Annotated in this window: 17 protein-coding genes; 7 read left to right on the forward strand and 10 right to left on the reverse strand. The window is 64.8% G+C overall.

The window, feature by feature from the left end; all coding sequences use genetic code 11:
* Positions 1-4: 4 nt before the first annotated feature.
* The 6 genes from AC50X5_RS12390 (at position 5) to AC50X5_RS12415 (ending at position 6727) form a co-directional block, all read left to right on the forward strand.
* A complete protein-coding gene (locus tag AC50X5_RS12390) occupies positions 5-1666 on the forward strand; it encodes a sensor histidine kinase (protein ID WP_494976373.1) in 1662 nt (553 codons plus the stop codon).
* On the forward strand, positions 1659-2372 hold the full coding sequence (locus AC50X5_RS12395) for a response regulator (protein ID WP_494976374.1): 714 nt from the start codon (positions 1659-1661) through the stop codon (positions 2370-2372). Before AC50X5_RS12390 ends, AC50X5_RS12395 begins: the two co-directional genes overlap by 8 nt.
* Positions 2373-2467: 95 nt before the next feature.
* Positions 2468-3109 carry a GntR family transcriptional regulator gene (locus AC50X5_RS12400; protein WP_494976375.1) on the forward strand — a complete coding sequence of 214 codons (642 nt, stop codon included), beginning with the start codon at positions 2468-2470 and terminating at the stop codon, positions 3107-3109.
* A gap of 12 nt (positions 3110-3121) precedes the next feature.
* Complete coding sequence (locus AC50X5_RS12405; protein WP_494976376.1) at positions 3122-4642, forward strand: MmgE/PrpD family protein; 1521 nt, start codon at positions 3122-3124, stop codon at positions 4640-4642.
* Positions 4643-5548, forward strand: coding sequence for a methylisocitrate lyase (gene prpB / locus AC50X5_RS12410; RefSeq protein ID WP_494976377.1), 906 nt, complete (start codon positions 4643-4645; stop codon positions 5546-5548).
* Between the two features lie 36 nt (positions 5549-5584).
* On the forward strand, positions 5585-6727 hold the full coding sequence (locus AC50X5_RS12415; RefSeq protein ID WP_494976378.1) for a bifunctional 2-methylcitrate synthase/citrate synthase: 1143 nt from the start codon (positions 5585-5587) through the stop codon (positions 6725-6727).
* A gap of 20 nt (positions 6728-6747) precedes the next feature.
* On the opposite strand, the gene AC50X5_RS12420 is transcribed toward AC50X5_RS12415, so the two are convergent.
* The 4 genes from AC50X5_RS12420 to pyrG are packed head-to-tail and all read right to left on the reverse strand — an operon-like array spanning position 6748 to position 10629.
* On the reverse strand, positions 6748-7218 hold the full coding sequence (locus AC50X5_RS12420; RefSeq protein ID WP_494976379.1) for an 8-oxo-dGTP diphosphatase: 471 nt from the start codon (positions 7216-7218) through the stop codon (positions 6748-6750).
* A gap of 2 nt (positions 7219-7220) precedes the next feature.
* Positions 7221-8183: a site-specific tyrosine recombinase XerD gene (xerD, locus tag AC50X5_RS12425; RefSeq protein WP_494976380.1), complete on the reverse strand. Its 963-nt coding sequence runs from the start codon at positions 8181-8183 to the stop codon at positions 7221-7223.
* Complete coding sequence (locus AC50X5_RS12430) at positions 8183-8845, reverse strand: NUDIX domain-containing protein (RefSeq protein WP_494976381.1); 663 nt, start codon at positions 8843-8845, stop codon at positions 8183-8185. Before AC50X5_RS12430 ends, xerD begins: the two co-directional genes overlap by 1 nt.
* Positions 8846-8868: 23 nt before the next feature.
* Positions 8869-10629, reverse strand: a complete 1761-nt coding sequence (gene pyrG / locus AC50X5_RS12435) for a CTP synthase (RefSeq protein ID WP_494976382.1) — start codon at positions 10627-10629, stop codon at positions 8869-8871.
* A gap of 78 nt (positions 10630-10707) precedes the next feature.
* Here pyrG and AC50X5_RS12440 point away from each other — a divergent pair, with 78 nt between their 5' ends.
* A complete protein-coding gene (locus tag AC50X5_RS12440; protein ID WP_494976383.1) occupies positions 10708-11220 on the forward strand; it encodes a DUF2867 domain-containing protein in 513 nt (170 codons plus the stop codon).
* Positions 11221-11223: 3 nt separating this feature from the next.
* Here the strand turns inward: AC50X5_RS12440 and recN are convergent, their stop codons facing one another.
* From recN to AC50X5_RS12470, 6 genes are all read right to left on the reverse strand, one after another.
* Positions 11224-12963, reverse strand: a complete 1740-nt coding sequence (recN, locus tag AC50X5_RS12445; RefSeq protein WP_494976384.1) for a DNA repair protein RecN — start codon at positions 12961-12963, stop codon at positions 11224-11226.
* 3 nt (positions 12964-12966) lie between these two features.
* On the reverse strand, positions 12967-13989 hold the full coding sequence (locus tag AC50X5_RS12450; RefSeq protein ID WP_493985778.1) for an NAD kinase: 1023 nt from the start codon (positions 13987-13989) through the stop codon (positions 12967-12969).
* Positions 13990-14051: 62 nt separating this feature from the next.
* The gene (locus AC50X5_RS12455) at positions 14052-14864 is read right to left on the reverse strand and encodes a TlyA family RNA methyltransferase (RefSeq protein ID WP_494976385.1); all 813 of its coding nucleotides are present in this window, start codon (positions 14862-14864) and stop codon (positions 14052-14054) included.
* Position 14865: 1 nt separating this feature from the next.
* Positions 14866-15132, reverse strand: a complete 267-nt coding sequence (locus AC50X5_RS12460; protein WP_494976386.1) for a hypothetical protein — start codon at positions 15130-15132, stop codon at positions 14866-14868.
* A gap of 16 nt (positions 15133-15148) precedes the next feature.
* Positions 15149-16159 carry an HAD-IIA family hydrolase gene (locus AC50X5_RS12465; protein WP_494976387.1) on the reverse strand — a complete coding sequence of 337 codons (1011 nt, stop codon included), beginning with the start codon at positions 16157-16159 and terminating at the stop codon, positions 15149-15151.
* Between the two features lie 5 nt (positions 16160-16164).
* A partial coding sequence (locus AC50X5_RS12470; RefSeq protein WP_494976388.1) for a hypothetical protein occupies positions 16165-17505 on the reverse strand: 1341 nt, incomplete at its 5' end.

Consider the following 17505-nt stretch of genomic DNA (forward strand, 5'->3'; position numbering starts at 1 on the left):
ACTGATGATCCACCGCTGGAGCATCGCCCGCCGCTTGTTTGTGGCCAATCTGCTCATAGTTCTTGTGTTCACGGCGGTCGTGGGGGCGGCCACGTTCGTTGACGCCCGCGACCACGCCTACGAGGAGGCCGGGCGCCGGATGGCGGGCGTGGCGGCCGCCGTCGCCGCGAATCCGCTGGTGCTCCAGGCCGCCGATTCGCCGGATCCGTCGGCAGCGCTGCAGCCGTATGCCCTCGATGTGATGGCCGGGGCAGGAGCCGACTTCCTCACCATCATGGCTCCGGACCGCACGCGGTGGACCCATCCCCGGGAAGAGGAACTCGGCAAGCCCTACATCGGTTCCATCGACGCTGCGGTGAACGGCGAGGTGTTTACCGAAGTTACGGCTGGAACCCTGGGCCCGTCCGTGCGCACCATCGCCCCCGTGACGGATGCCGCCGGAAAGGTGCGGGCCCTCGTGGCGGCCGGCATCACGGTGCGCACAGTGGACATCGCCCTCTCCAGCCGGCTGCCGGCCTTGCTGGCCATCAGTCTGGCGCTCCTCATCGGCGGGTCGCTGGCCGCCTGGCTCCTGGGCCGCTACCTGAACCGGGTCACCAGGGGGTGGGGACCTGAACAACTCGCCCAACTCTTTACCTATTACGAATCCGTGCTGCATTCGGTCCGCGAGGGACTCATCCTGGTTGACACCCGGGGCAGGGTGGTGATGTACAACGACCAGGCGGCCGAACTGCTGGGACTCCCGCCCCATAATTCGGGCAGTAATCCAGTCCACCCCCAGGCACTTGCCGAGTTGCCGCTGAGCGCCAGCCTCAAGGAACTTTTTGAATCCGGGCGTATTGCCCACGACGAAATCCACTTCACCGGCCCGCGGATTGTGGTGGTCAACCAGGGCCCGGCCGTTGGTCCGGACTCCCCCGGCGGCCGCCGTCCCGCCATCTATGGCACGGTGGCTACCCTCCGCGACCGTACCGAAATCGAATCGCTGGGCAGCGAACTGGAAACCATGCGGACGCTCTCCGACGCCCTCCGGGCCCAGACCCACGAACATGCCAACCGGCTTCACACCATGGTGTCCCTGCTTGAGCTGGGCCGCACCCGGGAAGCCCTGGAGTTTGCCACCCAGGACCTGGAACTCAGCCAGCAGCTCACCGACGAAATGATCAGCTCAGTAGACGAGCCCGTCCTCAGCGCGCTGATCATGGGCAAGGCGTCCGAAGCCAACGAACGGGGCGTGAAACTGACCCTGCACACTGAGGGATCAGCCTCCGTTGCCGGCCTGGCGGTACAGGACCTCGTGACCATCCTCGGTAACCTGCTGGACAACGCCATTGATTCCGCCGCCGAAGGTCCCCTCCCCCGGAGCGTGGAGCTAACCGTGGAGTCTGACGACGAAGGCCTGGACCTTGGCGTCCACGATTCGGGCCCCGCGATCGATGCACGGGAAGTGGACAACATCCTGAGGCATGGCTACAGCACGAAACCCGGAGCCAAGGGCACGGGTGGGCGCGGGATAGGCCTGGCCCTGGTCCGGCAAGCCGTCCAGCGGCTGGGCGGCACCCTGGCCATCAATGGGGTCCGCGGCACCAAGTTCCAGGTCTTCCTGCCGGCCCGTGCCAGCGGACCCGAAGCCCACCATCAGCAACAGGAGAACCAGCATGGGTGACATCCGCGTCCTCGTTGTTGAAGACGAAGCCGTCGCTGCGGCCGCCCATGCCGCCTACATCGGCAGGCTTGAGGGCTTTACGCTGGCAGGGACCGCTCCCGACGGACAATCGGCATTGCGCCTGCTGACCGAGTTCTCCACGGCAGGCTCGCCGGTTGACCTGGTGTTGCTGGATATGAACCTGCCGGACCTCCACGGCCTGGATATTGCCCGGCGGATGCGCTCGGCCGGGCTCTTCGCAGACATCATTGCCATCACAGCTGTCCGCGAGTTGCACATAGTGCGCAGTGCCGTTTCCATTGGCGTGGTGCAGTACCTCATCAAGCCGTTCACCTTCGCTACCTTCGCCGACAAACTCACCAGCTACCGGGCGTTCCGCGAGCAGTTGGCAGGTTCCCTGACCGGGGCATCGAAGGGCGGGGCCTCTCAAAGTGACGTCGACCAGGCCTTCGCAAGCCTTCGGGCCCCCACCGAACTGCCGCTGCCCAAGGGCCTGTCCCAGTCCACCCTGGAGGCCGTCAGCACTTACCTCAAGCAGCAGGGGGCGCCGGTATCGGCCAGCGAGGTCATGGGGCCGCTTGGCATGTCACGGGTGACTGCGCGCCGGTACCTGGAGTACCTCGCCGACGCCGGTATCGCCACCAGGGCGCCGCGCTATGGCACACCGGGACGCCCGGAGAACGAATACGGCTGGAACAAGGCATAGCGGACCGTGCCGGTCGAAGCACGTGACTGTATACACAGCATCCCATCCGTGGCCAACCGTAGCGCCGAAACGAGGCTGGTGTATACACTGAGGGCATGCGAGCCAGTGACCGCGCCTACAACGCCCTCCGCGAGGACATCGTTGAATGGCGTCTGCGGCCGGGCACCGTCCTGGCGGAAGTCGAACAGTCCGAGCGGCTCGGCGTCTCACGCACTCCCCTGCGGGAGGCACTAAGCCGGCTCACCGCTGAAGGACTGACGACGGCGGCAGGTGGGCGCGGCGTCGTCGTCACCGATATTTCACTTGAGGACATCGACGAACTTTTTGAGCTCCGCGAAACACTGGAGTGCAAGGCGGCGGCCCTGGCCGCCCAGCGGGGCGACAACGCAGTCTTCGAGCAGCTCCGCAAACAGTTCCTTGAAGCGCCGTCCCTGCTGGGCGAAGGCGATCCGGGCCGGCACAGCTACTACACCCTGGTGGCCGAACTGGACGCCGCCATTGACGGCGCCATTGGCAACGCCTACCTGGTCCAGGCGATGCGCAGCCTGCGCGTACACCTGGTCCGCGTCCGCCGGCTTGCCGCTGATGATCCTGCACGCTTGCTGAACGCCGCTGCGGAACACGCCGCGATCGCCGACGCCATTGCCCTGAGAAATCCTGCGTTGGCCCAGGCCGCCACCACTTTGCACCTCTATCGAAGCCTCAGCCACGTCAAAGCCACCCACTCGCCGCACTAAGAAGGAATGCCCATGGTTAAGCTCCACCACGTCCGCGTTTACAAGAGCGAAGAAAAACTTCCCCGCGAAGAGCAACTGGCCCACAAGATCGCCGCCGTCGCCGTCGACGATGTTGCTGTCACGCCGGAGGTCACCGAAATGGTGATCAACCGCATCATCGACAATGCCTCCGTTGCCATCGCCTCACTGAACCGCGGACCCATCGTCGCCGCCCGCGCCCAGGCACTGGCCCACGGCCCCAGCACGGGCGGCGTTGGCGCCCAGGTGTTCGGCATCGGCGAGCGCGTCTCGCCGGAATGGGCAGCGTGGGCGAACGGCGTTGCTGTCCGTGAACTGGATTACCACGACACCTTCCTGGCGGCCGATTACTCGCACCCGGGAGACAACATCCCGCCCATCCTGGCCGTTGCCCAGCACCGGGGCTCCACCGGAGCAGAGCTGATCCGCGGCATTGCCACCGGTTACGAGATCCAGGTGAACCTGGTTAAGGCGATCTGCCTCCACAAACACAAGATCGACCATGTTGCCCACCTCGGCCCCTCCGCCGCCGCCGGAATCGGCACCCTCCTTGGCCTCGACGTCGAGACCATCTTCCAGGCCGTGGGGCAGGCGCTGCACACCACCACGGCCACCAGGCAGTCCCGAAAGGGCGAGATTTCCACCTGGAAGGCGCACGCCCCCGCCTTTGCCGGCAAGATGGCCGTTGAGTCAGTGGACCGTGCCATGCGGGGGCAGACCTCCCCGGTGCCGATCTACGAAGGCGAGGACGGTGTGATCGCCTGGCTCCTGGACGGCCCGGATGCCTCCTACGAAGTTCCCCTGCCCGGTCCTGGCGAAGCCAAGCGGGCCATTATGGACACCTACACCAAAGAGCACTCCGCCGAGTACCAGGCTCAGGCCTGGATCGACCTGGCCCGCAAACTCCACCGCGAGCACCCCGAGGCCACCGACCCGGCCAACGTGGCGTCCGTGCTGATCAAGACCAGCCACCACACGCACTACGTCATCGGCTCCGGCGCCAACGACCCCCAAAAATACGATCCCACTGCCAGCCGCGAAACACTGGACCACTCCATTCCCTACATCTTCACCGTTGCCCTGCAGGACGGTTCCTGGCACCACGTGGATTCCTACTCCCCCGAGCGCGCAGGCCGCGCCGACACCGTGGAGCTCTGGCACAAGGTCACTACCGAAGAGGACACGGAGTGGACGCGTCGCTACCACTCGCTGGACATCAGCGAAAAGGCGTTCGGCGGTTCCGTACACATCACCCTGACCGACGGAACGGTCATCACGGACCAGATTGCCGTCGCCGACGCTCACCCGCTGGGGGCCCGGCCCTTCGCCCGGGAACAGTACGTCAACAAGTTCCGCACTTTGGCTGCGGGCCTGGTGGACGAAGCCGAGATCGACAGGTTCCTCGCCGCCGTCGAACGCCTCCCGGAGCTGGCCGCCGGGGAACTGGACCAACTCAACATCACTGCCGCGGCCGACGTGATCGATCCCGCCGCCGGGCCGAAGGGGCTGTTCTAGATGTTGTACTCGGCCACCACAGCGGAGCAGAAGCGCATCCGGCTCCGGGAGCTCCTCGCGTCCGGCACCATCGCGCAGTTCCCCGGCGCCTTCAATCCGCTCTCTGCCCGGCTCATCGAAGAAAAGGGCTTTTCCGGCGTATACATCTCCGGTGCTGTCCTGGCCAACGACCTGGGCCTGCCTGACATCGGATTGACCACACTCACCGAAGTAGCCCAGCGTGCAGGACAGATCGCCCGGATGACGGAGCTGCCCGCCCTCGTTGACGCCGACACCGGATTCGGCGAGCCGATGAACGTGGCACGAAGCATTCAGGAACTCGAGAATGCCGGATTGGCCGGCTGCCACATCGAGGACCAGTTCAATCCCAAGCGCTGCGGGCATCTCGACGGCAAGAACGTGGTGGACGACGACACCGCGGTGAAACGTATCCGGGCGGCGGCAGATGCCCGACGGGATCCGAATTTCCTCATTATGGCCCGTACAGATATCCGTGCCGTGGACGGCCTCCAGGCAGCACAGGAGCGCGCCCGTGCCCTGGTGGATGCCGGCGCGGATGCGATCTTCCCGGAAGCGATGAGGGATCTTTCAGAGTTCAAAGCCATCCGTGACGCCGTGGATGTGCCGATTCTGGCCAACATGACCGAGTTCGGCAAGAGCGAACTCTTTACGGTGGACCAGTTGCAGGACGTGGGGGTGAACCTGGTGATTTATCCGGTAACCCTGCTCCGTAGTGCTATGGGCGCAGCCGAGCGTACGCTGGATTCCATCAAGGCAGACGGCACCCAGCAGGCCCAGGTGCCGGCAATGCTGACCCGGACTCGGCTCTACGAATTGGTTGACTACGAGGCCTATAACCGCTTCGACAGCGGCATCTTCAACTTCCGCATTCCAGGAAAGTACTAGCAGCGCGACCCCAAGATCAGGAACAAAGGAGTTTCAATGGCTGATGAAGAGATCCGCAAAGGCCTTGCCGGTGTGATAGCTGACTACACGGCTGTGTCCAAGGTCAACCCGGAGACCAACTCACTGCTGTACCGCGGCTACCCCGTCCAGGAGCTGGCCGCCAAATGCAACTTTGAGGAGGTGGCGTACCTGCTCTGGCACGGTGAACTTCCCACTGACGCCGAACTGGCGGACTTCACTGCCCGAGAGCGCGGGGCCCGGGCATTGGATCCGGTGCTCAAGCAGGTTATTGACGCCCTTCCCCCGACGTCACACCCCATGGACGTCTGCCGCACCGCGGCCTCGGTCCTGGGCGCCCGGCACGCCTTGGCCGAGGATTCCTCGGTGGAGGCAAACCTGTCAAAGGCCATTGACCTTTTCGCCGCAATGCCGGCTGTCGTAGCCTACGACCAGCGCCGCCGCCACGGACAGGAACCCGTTGCTGCCCGCGATGATCTGGACTACTCCGCCAACTTCCTGTGGATGACGTTCGGCGAAGAAGCAGCGCCGGAGGTGGTGGAGGCCTTCAACGTCTCCATGATTCTTTACGCAGAGCACTCCTTCAATGCCTCCACCTTCACTGCGAGGGTGGTGACGTCCACCCTCTCAGACCTGCATTCTGCGGTGACGGCAGCCATCGGCGCACTCAAGGGTCCGCTCCACGGCGGCGCCAACGAAGCGGTAATGCACACCTTCGACGAGATCGGCATCAGGTCCAGTGAGTCACGCGAGGAAGCGGCAGCACGGGCAAAGACCTGGATGGAGGAAGCGCTTGCTGCAAAGAAGAAGGTGATGGGCTTCGGTCACCGCGTCTACAAGCATGGCGATTCACGGGTGCCCACCATGAAGGCCGCCCTGGACAAGATGATTGCCCATTACGGGCGGCCGGAACTGCTGGGGCTGTATGACGGTCTTGAGGCGGCCATGGACGAGGCGAAGGCCATCAAGCCAAACCTCGATTACCCGGCCGGTCCCACCTACCACCTGATGGGCTTCGATACGCCTACGTTCACACCGCTGTTCGTGGCCAGCCGTATCACGGGCTGGACCGCCCACATCATGGAGCAACAGGCGTCCAATTCGCTGATCCGGCCGTTGAGCGCCTACAACGGGCCCGACGAGCGGCACCTTGACCGGTAGAAGCACAGAGAGCTACATGCTCAGCGCTGGGTGAAGGAGCGGACCGTTTCGTTGTCGTCGTTGAGGGTCACGGTGACGTCCAACAGTTGCCCGCCCAGTGCCAGGGGCAGCCAGCGGCCCGCATCCTGCCACATGTCCGCAAACGGCAAGTTGCCGACGTCGAACCATTCCGGGCGGATCTCACTGGTTTCCATGGGTTCGCCGCTCCAGCGGCGGGCCACGAAGAGTCGGGTGGACATGTTCCATTCGGGCCTGGCCGGGAAATCGAAGAGCACCAGCCCGGCATCTTCAAGGTCGCGTTCCAGGACCACCACGCCGGATTCTTCGAACACCTCGCGGCAGGCTGCCTGTGCATCACTTTCTCCGGGCTCCACGTGCCCGCCCAGCCCCACGATCTTGCCGCTCCCAAAGCCGGTCTTTTTCATGCCCAGCAGTACCTGCCCGGACTCAGGGCTGCCGCGCAGCAGGAAGCAGAGGGTGACAGCTGCCATGCCTACCCCAACGCCCGTGGGTGGGCGGCGGCATAAATCTCCCGCAGGGTGTCCGCGGTGACCAGGGTGTAGACCTGCGTGGTGGTCACCGACGCGTGGCCCAGCAGTTCCTGGACCACGCGGACATCTGCTCCGCCCTCAAGGAGGTGGGTGGCAAAAGAGTGGCGAAGTGTGTGCGGGGAAACGTCCTTGGTGATGTTCGCCTTCTCCGCCGCGGCCTTCAGGATGGTCCAGGCACTCTGCCGGCTGATCCGCCCGCCGCGGGCGTTGAGGAACAGGGCGGGAGTGCCTTTCCCCTTGGCGGCCAGTTGCGGGCGGCCGCGTACCAGGTAGGCCTCCAAGGCCCGTGCCCCGTAGGATCCCAAGGGCACCAGCCGCTCCTTGGATCCCTTGCCGAACAGCCGGACCACGGCAGGGCCGGGTTCATCGCCAGCCAGACTGAGATCGTCAACATCGAGTCCCACGCCTTCACTGATACGTGCACCGGTGGAATAAAGGAATTCCAAGAGCGCGCGGTCGCGCAGGCCTGTGGGGGTATCCGCACCGCATGCTTCCAGGATGCGCGTCACTTCGGAAACGCTGATGGCTTTGGGCAGCCGTTTTCCGGGCATGGGCGGGTGGACGTCGCTGGCCGGGTCGGTTGGGGTCAGTCCTTCCAGCGCCCAGAACTTGTGAAGCCCGCGGACGGCGACCACAGTCCTCGCCGCGGAGCGCACCCCCAGGGCTGTCCCGCCGTCGGAACCGTCCGAAAGCGCCTGGACAAAACCCGTGACGTGGTGCCGGGTGATGTGGGCCGGTTCAGTACAACCTTCCGCCTGCAGATAGGCGGCGTAGCGGGCAAGATCGCGGCGGTATGCGGAGAGGGTGTTAGCGGCCAGGCCCCGTTCCACGCCCATATGTTGGAGGTAGTCCCCCACCGCGTTCTGTACCGCAGTTCGCACTGCCGCCGGTGCCACACCGGTCATCAACGCTGCTTAGGGTGTGCGGGCCAAGGGGCATCGGCCGGGCGCAGGTCCCGGTAACCATTTGAGCGTGCGGCGGCCGCTGCAAGGACTCCGACGACGGCGGACGGGTTATGCAGGTGCCCCGCCAGCACGGCCGCGACGGCGTCGTCGAGGCTGATCCAGTGGAACTCGATCTCCGCTTCCTCCTCCGTCCGCTCATGGCGTTCATGATGAGGAATGTCCGTAAGGTCCCTAGCGAGATAGATGCGGATGGCCTCGCTGGAGGAGCCGGGCGAGTTGAAAAAATCCGCCAGCACGTGCCAGGTGCCGGCAGCGATGTCCGCTTCCTCAGCCAGCTCACGGGCAGCACCCACAACGAAATTTTCGCCTTCAATGTCCAGCAGGCCGGCAGGGATCTCCCAGAGGTCCATGCCCACCGGGTGGCGGTACTGCCTCAGCAACAGGATCTGACCGGCGTCGTTCATAGGCAGTACAGCCACGGCGCCGGGGTGGTCGATGAAATCGCGGGTCAGCACCCCGGAATCCTCGCTGAGCTGGAAGTCCTCGCTCACGACGTCCCAGATCCGGCCCTCGTAGACCTTCCGGGAAGACACCAGACGGCGCGGACTCGGCGCATCCAAAACCAGCCGTTCAGAAGAAGGGGTTCCAGAATTACCGGGCATCGCGCCGTCCTTTGTTGTGGTGTCTACTTGGCAGCAGCCGCGCGGGATTTCCCTGCGGCAGCCGACTCAGCGGCCGGAGTGGCCGGCACCTTCTGATGGTCCAGGGCAGCCTTGACCAGCCCGGTGAAGAGCGGATGGGGGCGCGTGGGGCGCGAGCTCAGTTCCGGGTGGGCCTGGGTGGCCACATAATACGGGTGGACCTCCCGCGGCAGCTCAACATACTCCACCAGCTTGCCGTCAGGAGATGTGCCGGAGAAGACCAGGCCCTCCGCGGCAATCTGGTCACGGTACTTGTTGTTGACCTCGTAGCGGTGGCGGTGACGCTCGCTGGCCGTGGTGGCGCCGTACGTTTCCGCGACGACCGATCCGGCGTCCAGCTTCGCTTCGTAAAGCCCCAGGCGCATGGTGCCGCCGAGGTCTCCCTTGCCTTCAACGATGTCCAGCTGCTCTTCCATCGTTGCGATCACCGGGTACTTGGAATCCGGCTCGAACTCGGAAGAGGACGCGCCTTCCAGGCCCACCACGTTCCGGGCGTATTCGATGACCATGCACTGCAGGCCCAGGCACAGGCCCAGTACCGGAAGTTTGCTTTCACGCGCAAATTTCAGTGCGCCAAGCTTGCCTTCGAGGCCACGGATACCGAATCCGCCGGGAACACAGATGGCGTCAACGCCGGCGAGGGATTTCAGGGCGCCTTCATGGGTTTCGCACTCGTCTGACGGGACCCAACGGATGCCGACTTTGGTGTCGTTGGCGAAACCGCCGGCGCGCAGGGCCTCGGTCACGGACAAGTAGGCGTCCGGGAGGTCGATGTACTTGCCGACCAAAGCGATTTCCACGTGGTGCTTGGGATTATGGACTGCTTCGAGGAGCTTGTCCCAGCTGGTCCAGTCAACGTCCTTGAACGGCAGGTCCAGGGCGCGGACGATGTAGGAGTCCAGGCCCTGGGAGTGCAGGGTCTTGGGGATGTCGTAGATACTCGGGGCGTCGGCAGCATTAACGACCGCGTCGACATCGACATCGCACATCCGGCCGATCTTTTCGCGCATGGCGTCCGGAACTTCGCGGTCCGAGCGGATAACGATCGCCTCCGGCTGGATGCCGATGGAGCGCAGTGCAGCTACGGAGTGCTGGGTGGGCTTGGTTTTCAGTTCCTGGGAGGGGCCGATGTACGGGACCAGGGAAACGTGCAGGAAGAAAACGTTGCCGCGGCCGATGTCCTGGCGGACCTGGCGGGCAGACTCGAGGAATGGCTGGGACTCGATGTCCCCCACCGTTCCGCCGATCTCGGTGATAATGACGTCCGGTGCGTTCTTTGCCTCGGCCGGCAGCCGCATCCGCCGCTTGATTTCATCGGTGATGTGCGGGATGACCTGGACGGTGTCGCCGAGGTACTCGCCCCGCCGTTCCTTGGCGATGACAGTCGAGTACACCTGGCCGGTGGTGACGTTCGCTGATCCTTCAAGGTTTTCGTCGAGGAAGCGCTCATAATGCCCAATGTCCAGGTCGGTCTCGGCACCGTCGTCGGTAACGAAGACTTCGCCGTGCTGGAAGGGGTTCATCGTGCCCGGATCCACGTTCAGGTAGGGATCGAGCTTTTGCATAGTTACAGACAAGCCGCGTGCCCGCAGGAGGTGGCCGAGGCTTGAAGCCGTCAGTCCCTTACCGAGCGAGGACGCCACACCACCGGTGACGAAGATGTGTTTGGTCGTCTTAGAGGAGCCCGGGAACCGGGAATTTACACGGGAATTTGATCGCTGCACCACGGAATTCGAGCTTATCATCAATTGAGCCTTCCACTGGCCGTGCGGGAGATTTCCCAAATGATTCAGTGTGCCGGGCCCGAGGGCTAGGATCAAGGGGTGACCACGCCTCGAGTGCCAAACCCGGGCCCGGACGCTGACAAGGAATCCCTACCGGCATTTCGTTCCTTGGCGTTCGCGGACATCCCTGAACCGGACTATGCGGATGTGATTGTCCGGCCAGTGCCTGCCGCAGCGCAGGCCGTGCCGTCCGACCCGGAACTCTGGGCGGAGACCATCTTTTCTTTGCGGACCATGCCTCGATGGGTGCTCGCGCTCCTGGGGCTCCGCGAGGCCGTGGTGGGGTTGGTCGGCATCAAGCGCGCCGTCCCGGACACCTTCGATGTTGTGCGGGTCCAAGGCGATGAAGCGCTGCTCAGTACCGACGAAAACCACCTGGATTTCCGCTGCGGTGTGGCTTTCGACGCCGGAACCCGACTTCTGCGCGTCACCACGGTTGTGCGCCTGAAAGGTTGGCGGGGCCGGCTCTACTTCCTTCCCGTACGCCTGCTGCACCCCCTGGTGGTGAACGCCATGATGGCGCGCGCCATCCGCACCCTGACGACTGCGTAGCACTCAAGCCCGCTGCGGCAGCAGCTTCGCGTCGTCCAGCAACTCCTGCGCATGGGCCTGCGCCGATTCCGAATCCTCCTGGCCAGCCAGCATCCTGGCCAGCTCCCGGACCCGTTCAACGCCATTAAGCAGCCGGACGTCACTGGACGTGAACCCGGTGGCGGTGCCGCCGTCGGCTCCCCTGACAGACGTTTTGGTGACGGTAATGTGCTGGTCCGCGAACGCTGCGACCTGCGGGAGGTGGGTAACCACCAGGACCTGCACGTGCTGTGCCAGCATGGCCAGCCTGCGGCCGATTTCGACGGCGGCACGTCCGCCAACGCCGGCGTCAACCTCGTCGAAGACGAAGGTGGGTACGGGATCCACGGCAGCCAGGACCACTTCGATCGCGAGCATCACCCGGGACAGCTCACCCCCGGAAGCGCCCTTACCCAAGGGCCTTGCCGGTGCACCTGAGTGTGGCTGGAGGAGGAAGGTGATCTCGTCGGCACCATGGGGTCCAAGCTGCCCGGCGGCATCAAGGTTGATGACGAGCGTAGCGTCGGCCATCGCCAGGGCCTTCAGTTCCGCGCTTACCCGGGATGCGAGGTCCTTGGCTGCCTTGGCCCGGATTTTGCTGATGGCTGCCGACTGCTTCTTCAATTCGGCTTCCATACGGACCACTTCTGCTTCCAGGGACTCGATCCGGGTGGAATCGTCCTGCAGCTCATCGAAACGGATGCGGGCGTTCTCCGCCCAGACCAGCACTTCATCGATGCTTGGTGCGTACTTGCGGACCAGCTTGGCGAGGGCGGCACGGCGATCTTCGATCTCGGCAAGGCGCTCCGGCCCTTCTGAATCCAGTCCGGCCTGGTAGCTGGCGAGTTCAGCTGCGATGTCGTTGAGCAGGAAGCCGACTTCCGCCAGCCGGGCAGCCGCCGAACCCAGCTCGGCATCGTGTTCGGCCACGTGTTCCAGGGTTCGTTTAGCTGCGTCCACCAGGGTGGTGGCGTCGCCTGCATCGCCAAAGTCCTCCGCGATCAATGCCTGATGTGCGGTGTTCGCGGCAATTCTGAGCTCTTCCACATTGGCCAGCTTTACGGCTTCGGCCTTGAGGGACTCGTCCTCCCCCGCCTGCGGATCCACCTCGTCGATCTCGGCGAGGGCGATCTCCAGTGACTCCGCCTCGCGAAGCCTGTCCCGGGCCGCGCCGCGCAGGGTGTCCAGCTCCGTCTGGCTGGCCTTCCACTGGCTGTACACGGCCTGGTAGGCGGACAGCGGGCCGCTCAGCGAGTCGCCGGCAAACTTGTCCAGCGCACCGCGCTGGGCTACTGCGCCCTTGAGCCGGATCTGGTCCGACTGGCCGTGAACCACCACCAGCGTCTCGCCGATCTCGGCCAGGACGCCTACGGGCGCTGCCCGCCCGCCCAGGAAGGCACGGCTGCGGCCATCGGCACCAAGGCGCCGGGCGAGAATCAGCTCGGCGCCGCCGTCGAACTCTTCCACTTCGGCGCCGGCCTCCACTGCCCGCACCACGGCGGGGTGCCCGGCGTCGAGCTTCACCACAGCCTCGGCGTTGGCGCTCTTGGCGCCGCTCCGGACGGCGCCGGCGTCCGCCCTGGCTCCCAGGAGGAGACCGACGGCGGTTACCACCATGGTCTTGCCGGCACCGGTCTCGCCGGTGACCACGCTCAGGCCAGGGCCAAGCGGGAGGGTGGCATCGGTAATAACGCCGAGATCACGGATTCGCAGTTCTTCAAGCATGGGTCACTGTGCTTTCGGAGGGTCAGTTTCTGCTGGCAGGTCAGTGTGGGGCGTTGGCAACGGCGGCATGGGCCTGGGCGTCCGGATGACCGGAACAGGCCCGGTGTGGACAGCTTCAGCCTGGGCTACCGGTCCGCGCCAGCCGTGGATCGGCAGTTCAAACTTGCGGACCAGGCGGCCGGAGAACGGCGTCTGGTGGGTGCGGGCCAGCCGGACGGGTGTGTTCGACTTCGTGACCTCTACGCGCGAGCCCGGCGGCAGGTCCACGGAGCGTCGGCCGTCGCACCACAGGACGCCCCAGGCATCCGTGCGGTTCAGCACTTCCACGGCCAAGCGGGAGCGGGGCGAAACGACCAGCGGTTTGGCGAAGAGGGCATGGGCACTGATGGGAACTATGACGAGGGCCTCCACCTCGGGCCAGACCACGGGCCCGCCGGCAGAGAAGGCGTAAGCCGTAGAACCGGTAGGTGTGGCCAGGACCACGCCGTCGCAGCCGAAGGAGGTCAGCGGGCGCTCATCGACTTCCGTGACCACCTCCAGCATCCGTTCCCGGTTGCCCTTCTCGATGGCGGCCTCATTCAGGGCCCAGGTGTGCCAGATTTTGCTGCCCCGCACCCATACCTGGACATCGATGGTCATACGTTCTTCAACCGTGTATTCGCGGCGCGCAATCCACTCAACAGTTTGCGCCAGGTCCGCCCGCTCACTTTCCGCAAGGAAGCCCACATGGCCCAGGTTCACGCCAAGCAGCGGAACATCCACTTCGCGGACCAGTTCGGCTGCGCGGAGGATGGTGCCGTCGCCGCCGAGGACCATGACCAGCTCGACATCAGGCAGTTGGACATGATCGTGGAGGACTTCAACCGGCTGTTCAAGCTGGCCGAAAAAGCGCACCATGTCATCCAGTTCGGAATCCTGCATCACGGGCACAATCCCGAAGGCATGCAGCTGCACACAGGCCTCCCACGCGGCCTTCAAGGATTCCTCCCGGCCGGTATGGGCAAGGATCAGTACTCGCCTGCTCATCGCTTCGCTCTCTTGTGGTTTTTCGGTGGTGGAATCAGGACTGCTTGCGGAGCTGTTGCTTTTCAGGACTGCGGCCAGACCTGTCCAAGCAGACTGGCGATTGCCGCCTCCCGCTCCTCGATCTTAGGCACCCCGTGTGACATCCGGCGCTTTATCCACAGGAAGAATTCGACGTTTCCGTCCTGACCGGGCAGCGGACTGGCTGCCAGTCCCTTCAACTCGAGTCCGGCGTCGAGTGCTGCGTTGGCCACCTTCTCCACCGCCATCCGGCGTTCGCGTTCCGAGGTCACCACGCCGGTCCGGCCCAGGCGGTCCTTGCCTATTTCGAACTGCGGCTTGACCATCAGCACCAGGTCTCCCCCGGGTTCGGTGCTCAGCCCAAGCGGAAGCATCACCAGCGTCAGCGAGATGAAGGACAGGTCCGCGACCGTCAGTGCGGCCGGACCGCCAATGTCCTCGGCATTCATATACCGGACATTGAGGCCTTCATGGACGGCGACGCGGGGATCTTCCCGGAGCTGAGGCACCAGCTGGCCATGCCCGACGTCGACAGCCACCACGTGTGCTGCACCGCGCCGGAGCAGTACCTCAGTGAAGCCCCCCGTAGACGCCCCGGCGTCCAGGCACCGCTTTCCCGCGACGTCAATCTCCGAAAAGGTGTCCAGGGCACCGGCCAGTTTGTGGCCGGCACGGCTGACGTAGGAATCGGTCTCATCAGCGGCAACTGTGATGCTTCGCTCATCATCGACCTGCAGGGACGGCTTGGAGAGGACCTGGCCGTGCGAACTCACCTTGCCCTCCGCGATGAGGGCTGCCGCGTGGGTCCGGGAACGGGCGAGCCCCCGGCCCACCAGCGCCTGATCCAGACGGGCCACGTCAGCGCCCGCCCGGACGGGGTGCACTGTCCGTTGTTGCCTCGCCCGGGATGCCGGGAGCGTCGTTATTCAACGCTGCAAGCAAGGCGTCGTGGATGGCAACAAACCGGTCAGGGTGTTCGGCCACGGGGAGGTCCGGGATGTCCTGGATCAACTCGACGGCCCTGGCTACAACCTGATCCTGGCCGACTGCTGGATTTTGCCCTTGATTGTCCAGGTCGGGCCAGGCAGTTTCAGCCTCAACGGCAGGATGGAACAGGTAAGTCATTGCTCCAGTCTAGTGACTATGCCGTGGCCAGCCGGTCATTGACGGGAGCAGTCCAGGCGACCTTGGGCACGGCCGGTTCGGCGGCATGGGGGTTTGCTGCCCACCATGCACCGCAGGCGGCACGCCAGGAGTCGAGGTCCTCGGTGGAGCCCGCGATAGTGACTGTACCGTCGATGACACTGGCGGATGCGGCACCACAACGGAACATCCCGCCGTCGTCCGTTACGTCCGGATAAGGACGGTAGAGATCGGTGAGGTCCTCAAGCAGGTAGGTCGGACGTTCGGCAGTCTTCGCGGCGAGAATGGATTCACGCGTGTCGACGCCGGTCAGGACCGCTGCCGTGGCGAAGCCCGCCCGGTTGCCGCCCAGGATGTCAGTGTCCAGTCGGTCACCCACCACCAGCGGGCGTTCGGCGGCGAGCCGATGGGCAGCGGTGTGGAACAGCGGAGCCTCGGGCTTGCCCGCCACGGTGGGAGCAACACCGGTTGCTGCAGCGACAGCGGCCACCAGGGTTCCGTTACCCGGTGCAATCCCCCGCGCCTGGGGAATGGACATGTCCGTGTTGGTAGCCACCCATGCTGCCCCGGCAGAAATGACGTAAGCAGCCTCCGCCAGGTCCTTCCAGCCGATCTCCGGATTGAAGCCCTGCACTACGGCCACCGGATCCTCTGCCTGGCTGTGCACCGGACGAAGGCCAACAAGTTCAATTTCTTGGGCCAACGCAGCACTTCCAGTGACCAGCACCGGCGAACCTGGCGGCAGCATGGAAGCCAGCAATGCTGCGGCAGCCTGCGAGGAGCTGACCACCTGATGGTCTTCGGCAGGCGCCCCAAGCTCGCGCAGGTGGGCTGCTACCTGGGCCGGGGACCTGGAGGCGTTATTGGTGACATACCCGAGGCCAATTCCATACCCGGCCAGGTCCTGCAACGAATCGATCGCTCCGGGTATGGCATGCGGCCCGGCGTAGACAACACCGTCAAGGTCCGCGAGGACGGCATCAAAACCCGAAATCAGCGCGCCTGCCATCCGGTTTAGTCTTCCTTGTCCTGAAGGTCTGCGTTGCTGCCTTGTTCGAGTTCGTCCCGTTCCACAGAATCTTCGTCCGACTCGAGGTCGTCCGGTTCGAAGGTGTCCGCATCGGCGTCATCGGCATGGTCGCCGAGTTCATGCCGTGCTTCGTGGGCCTTGGGGGCCTCGGCTTCCTCCTGAACCCGGGCAGGCGCCGGAGCTGCAACGGCCGCAGCGGGCGCGGGGTTAGAAGTGGCAGACGGCACGGCAGCCAGGCGGCGGCGGCGTTCCTTCTCTTCGCGTTCCTCTTCCTCCTGGTCCCAACCGAGGTCCATGATCTCCGGCTCCTCGTCGACATCGACGCCAAGGGCGTTTTCTGCGACGGCTGCCTGCTTTTCCCAGCGCACGGCTTCCTCTGCCCGGCCGGCGGCGGTCAGTGCGTTGGCGTAGGCGCGGAAGAGACGGGGACTGTACGAGAACGCACGGTTGATGTCCAACTGCGGAATTTCCAGCTCGGCGACGGCGGCGTCCAGCTGCTTCAGATCCGAGCGTGCGCCGGATGCCACAATGGCGAGTTCAACCTTGCCGGGAGCATCAAGGTCCTTGGCCTCCTCGGAGCGGGCCACGTCCAGGGCACGGTCCGGGCGGCCCAGTCCACGTTCGCAGTCGGCCATCACGGGAAGGTGCACGTTGGAGCCGCTGATCCGGCGGTAGGTACGGAACTCGCGAAGCGCTTCACCATAGTGTCCGGCCGCATAAGCGGTCAGGCCAACGGCTTCGCGCACAACGGCCAGGCGGCCGCCGCGGCGGCTCGCTGCCAGTGCGTGCTGGAATGAGAGCTCGGGCTCGATGTCAATCAGGCGGCCGGCCATCACGAGGTGCCTGGCAACCCACTCGGCACTGGCACCTTCGAGTGTCTTAATCTGGTGCTGCGTGGCACGGTCGAGCTCCTTGCCCGTGACGTCCTCGTCGATCTCAGGAGAACGCTCGCGGTCCGGCCGGTTGGAACTGCGCAGATCTGCTGCATTGGGGACCCGCATGGGACGCGATTCACTACGATCCGATCCGAACTGGCGCGGACCACGGTCGTTGCGCTCACCGCGGTTGTCCCGGTCGCCGAAGGAGCGACGCTCACCGCCGCCTTCACGCTGCGGACGGTCACCGAAAGGCTTGCGGTTGTCGCGGTCACCGAACGAACGGCGCTCACCGCCGCCTTCACGCTGCGGACGATCACCAAAGGGCTTACGCTCACCGCGGTTGTCGCGGTCACCGAACGAACGGCGCTCACCGCCGCCTTCACGCTGCGGACGATCACCAAAGGGCTTACGCTCACCGCGGTTGTCGCGGTCACCGAACGAACGGCG

Source organism: Pseudarthrobacter sp. MDT1-40-2 (assembly GCF_059383595.1).

What these genes read in the sequence shown, in the direction of transcription:
- AC50X5_RS12390 (WP_494976373.1), top strand. Translation starts at nt 5, where the DNA reads ATGATCCACCGCTGGAGCATCGCCCGCCGCTTGTTTGTGGCCAATCTG.
- AC50X5_RS12395 (WP_494976374.1), top strand. Translation starts at nt 1,659, where the DNA reads ATGGGTGACATCCGCGTCCTCGTTGTTGAAGACGAAGCCGTCGCTGCG.
- AC50X5_RS12400 (WP_494976375.1), top strand. Translation starts at nt 2,468, where the DNA reads ATGCGAGCCAGTGACCGCGCCTACAACGCCCTCCGCGAGGACATCGTT.
- AC50X5_RS12405 (WP_494976376.1), top strand. Translation starts at nt 3,122, where the DNA reads ATGGTTAAGCTCCACCACGTCCGCGTTTACAAGAGCGAAGAAAAACTT.
- prpB (WP_494976377.1), top strand. Translation starts at nt 4,643, where the DNA reads ATGTTGTACTCGGCCACCACAGCGGAGCAGAAGCGCATCCGGCTCCGG.
- AC50X5_RS12415 (WP_494976378.1), top strand. Translation starts at nt 5,585, where the DNA reads ATGGCTGATGAAGAGATCCGCAAAGGCCTTGCCGGTGTGATAGCTGAC.
- AC50X5_RS12420 (WP_494976379.1), bottom strand. Translation starts at nt 7,218, where the DNA reads ATGGCAGCTGTCACCCTCTGCTTCCTGCTGCGCGGCAGCCCTGAGTCC.
- xerD (WP_494976380.1), bottom strand. Translation starts at nt 8,183, where the DNA reads ATGACCGGTGTGGCACCGGCGGCAGTGCGAACTGCGGTACAGAACGCG.
- AC50X5_RS12430 (WP_494976381.1), bottom strand. Translation starts at nt 8,845, where the DNA reads ATGCCCGGTAATTCTGGAACCCCTTCTTCTGAACGGCTGGTTTTGGAT.
- pyrG (WP_494976382.1), bottom strand. Translation starts at nt 10,629, where the DNA reads ATGATAAGCTCGAATTCCGTGGTGCAGCGATCAAATTCCCGTGTAAAT.
- recN (WP_494976384.1), bottom strand. Translation starts at nt 12,963, where the DNA reads ATGCTTGAAGAACTGCGAATCCGTGATCTCGGCGTTATTACCGATGCC.
- AC50X5_RS12450 (WP_493985778.1), bottom strand. Translation starts at nt 13,989, where the DNA reads ATGAGCAGGCGAGTACTGATCCTTGCCCATACCGGCCGGGAGGAATCC.
- AC50X5_RS12460 (WP_494976386.1), bottom strand. Translation starts at nt 15,132, where the DNA reads ATGACTTACCTGTTCCATCCTGCCGTTGAGGCTGAAACTGCCTGGCCC.
- AC50X5_RS12465 (WP_494976387.1), bottom strand. Translation starts at nt 16,159, where the DNA reads ATGGCAGGCGCGCTGATTTCGGGTTTTGATGCCGTCCTCGCGGACCTT.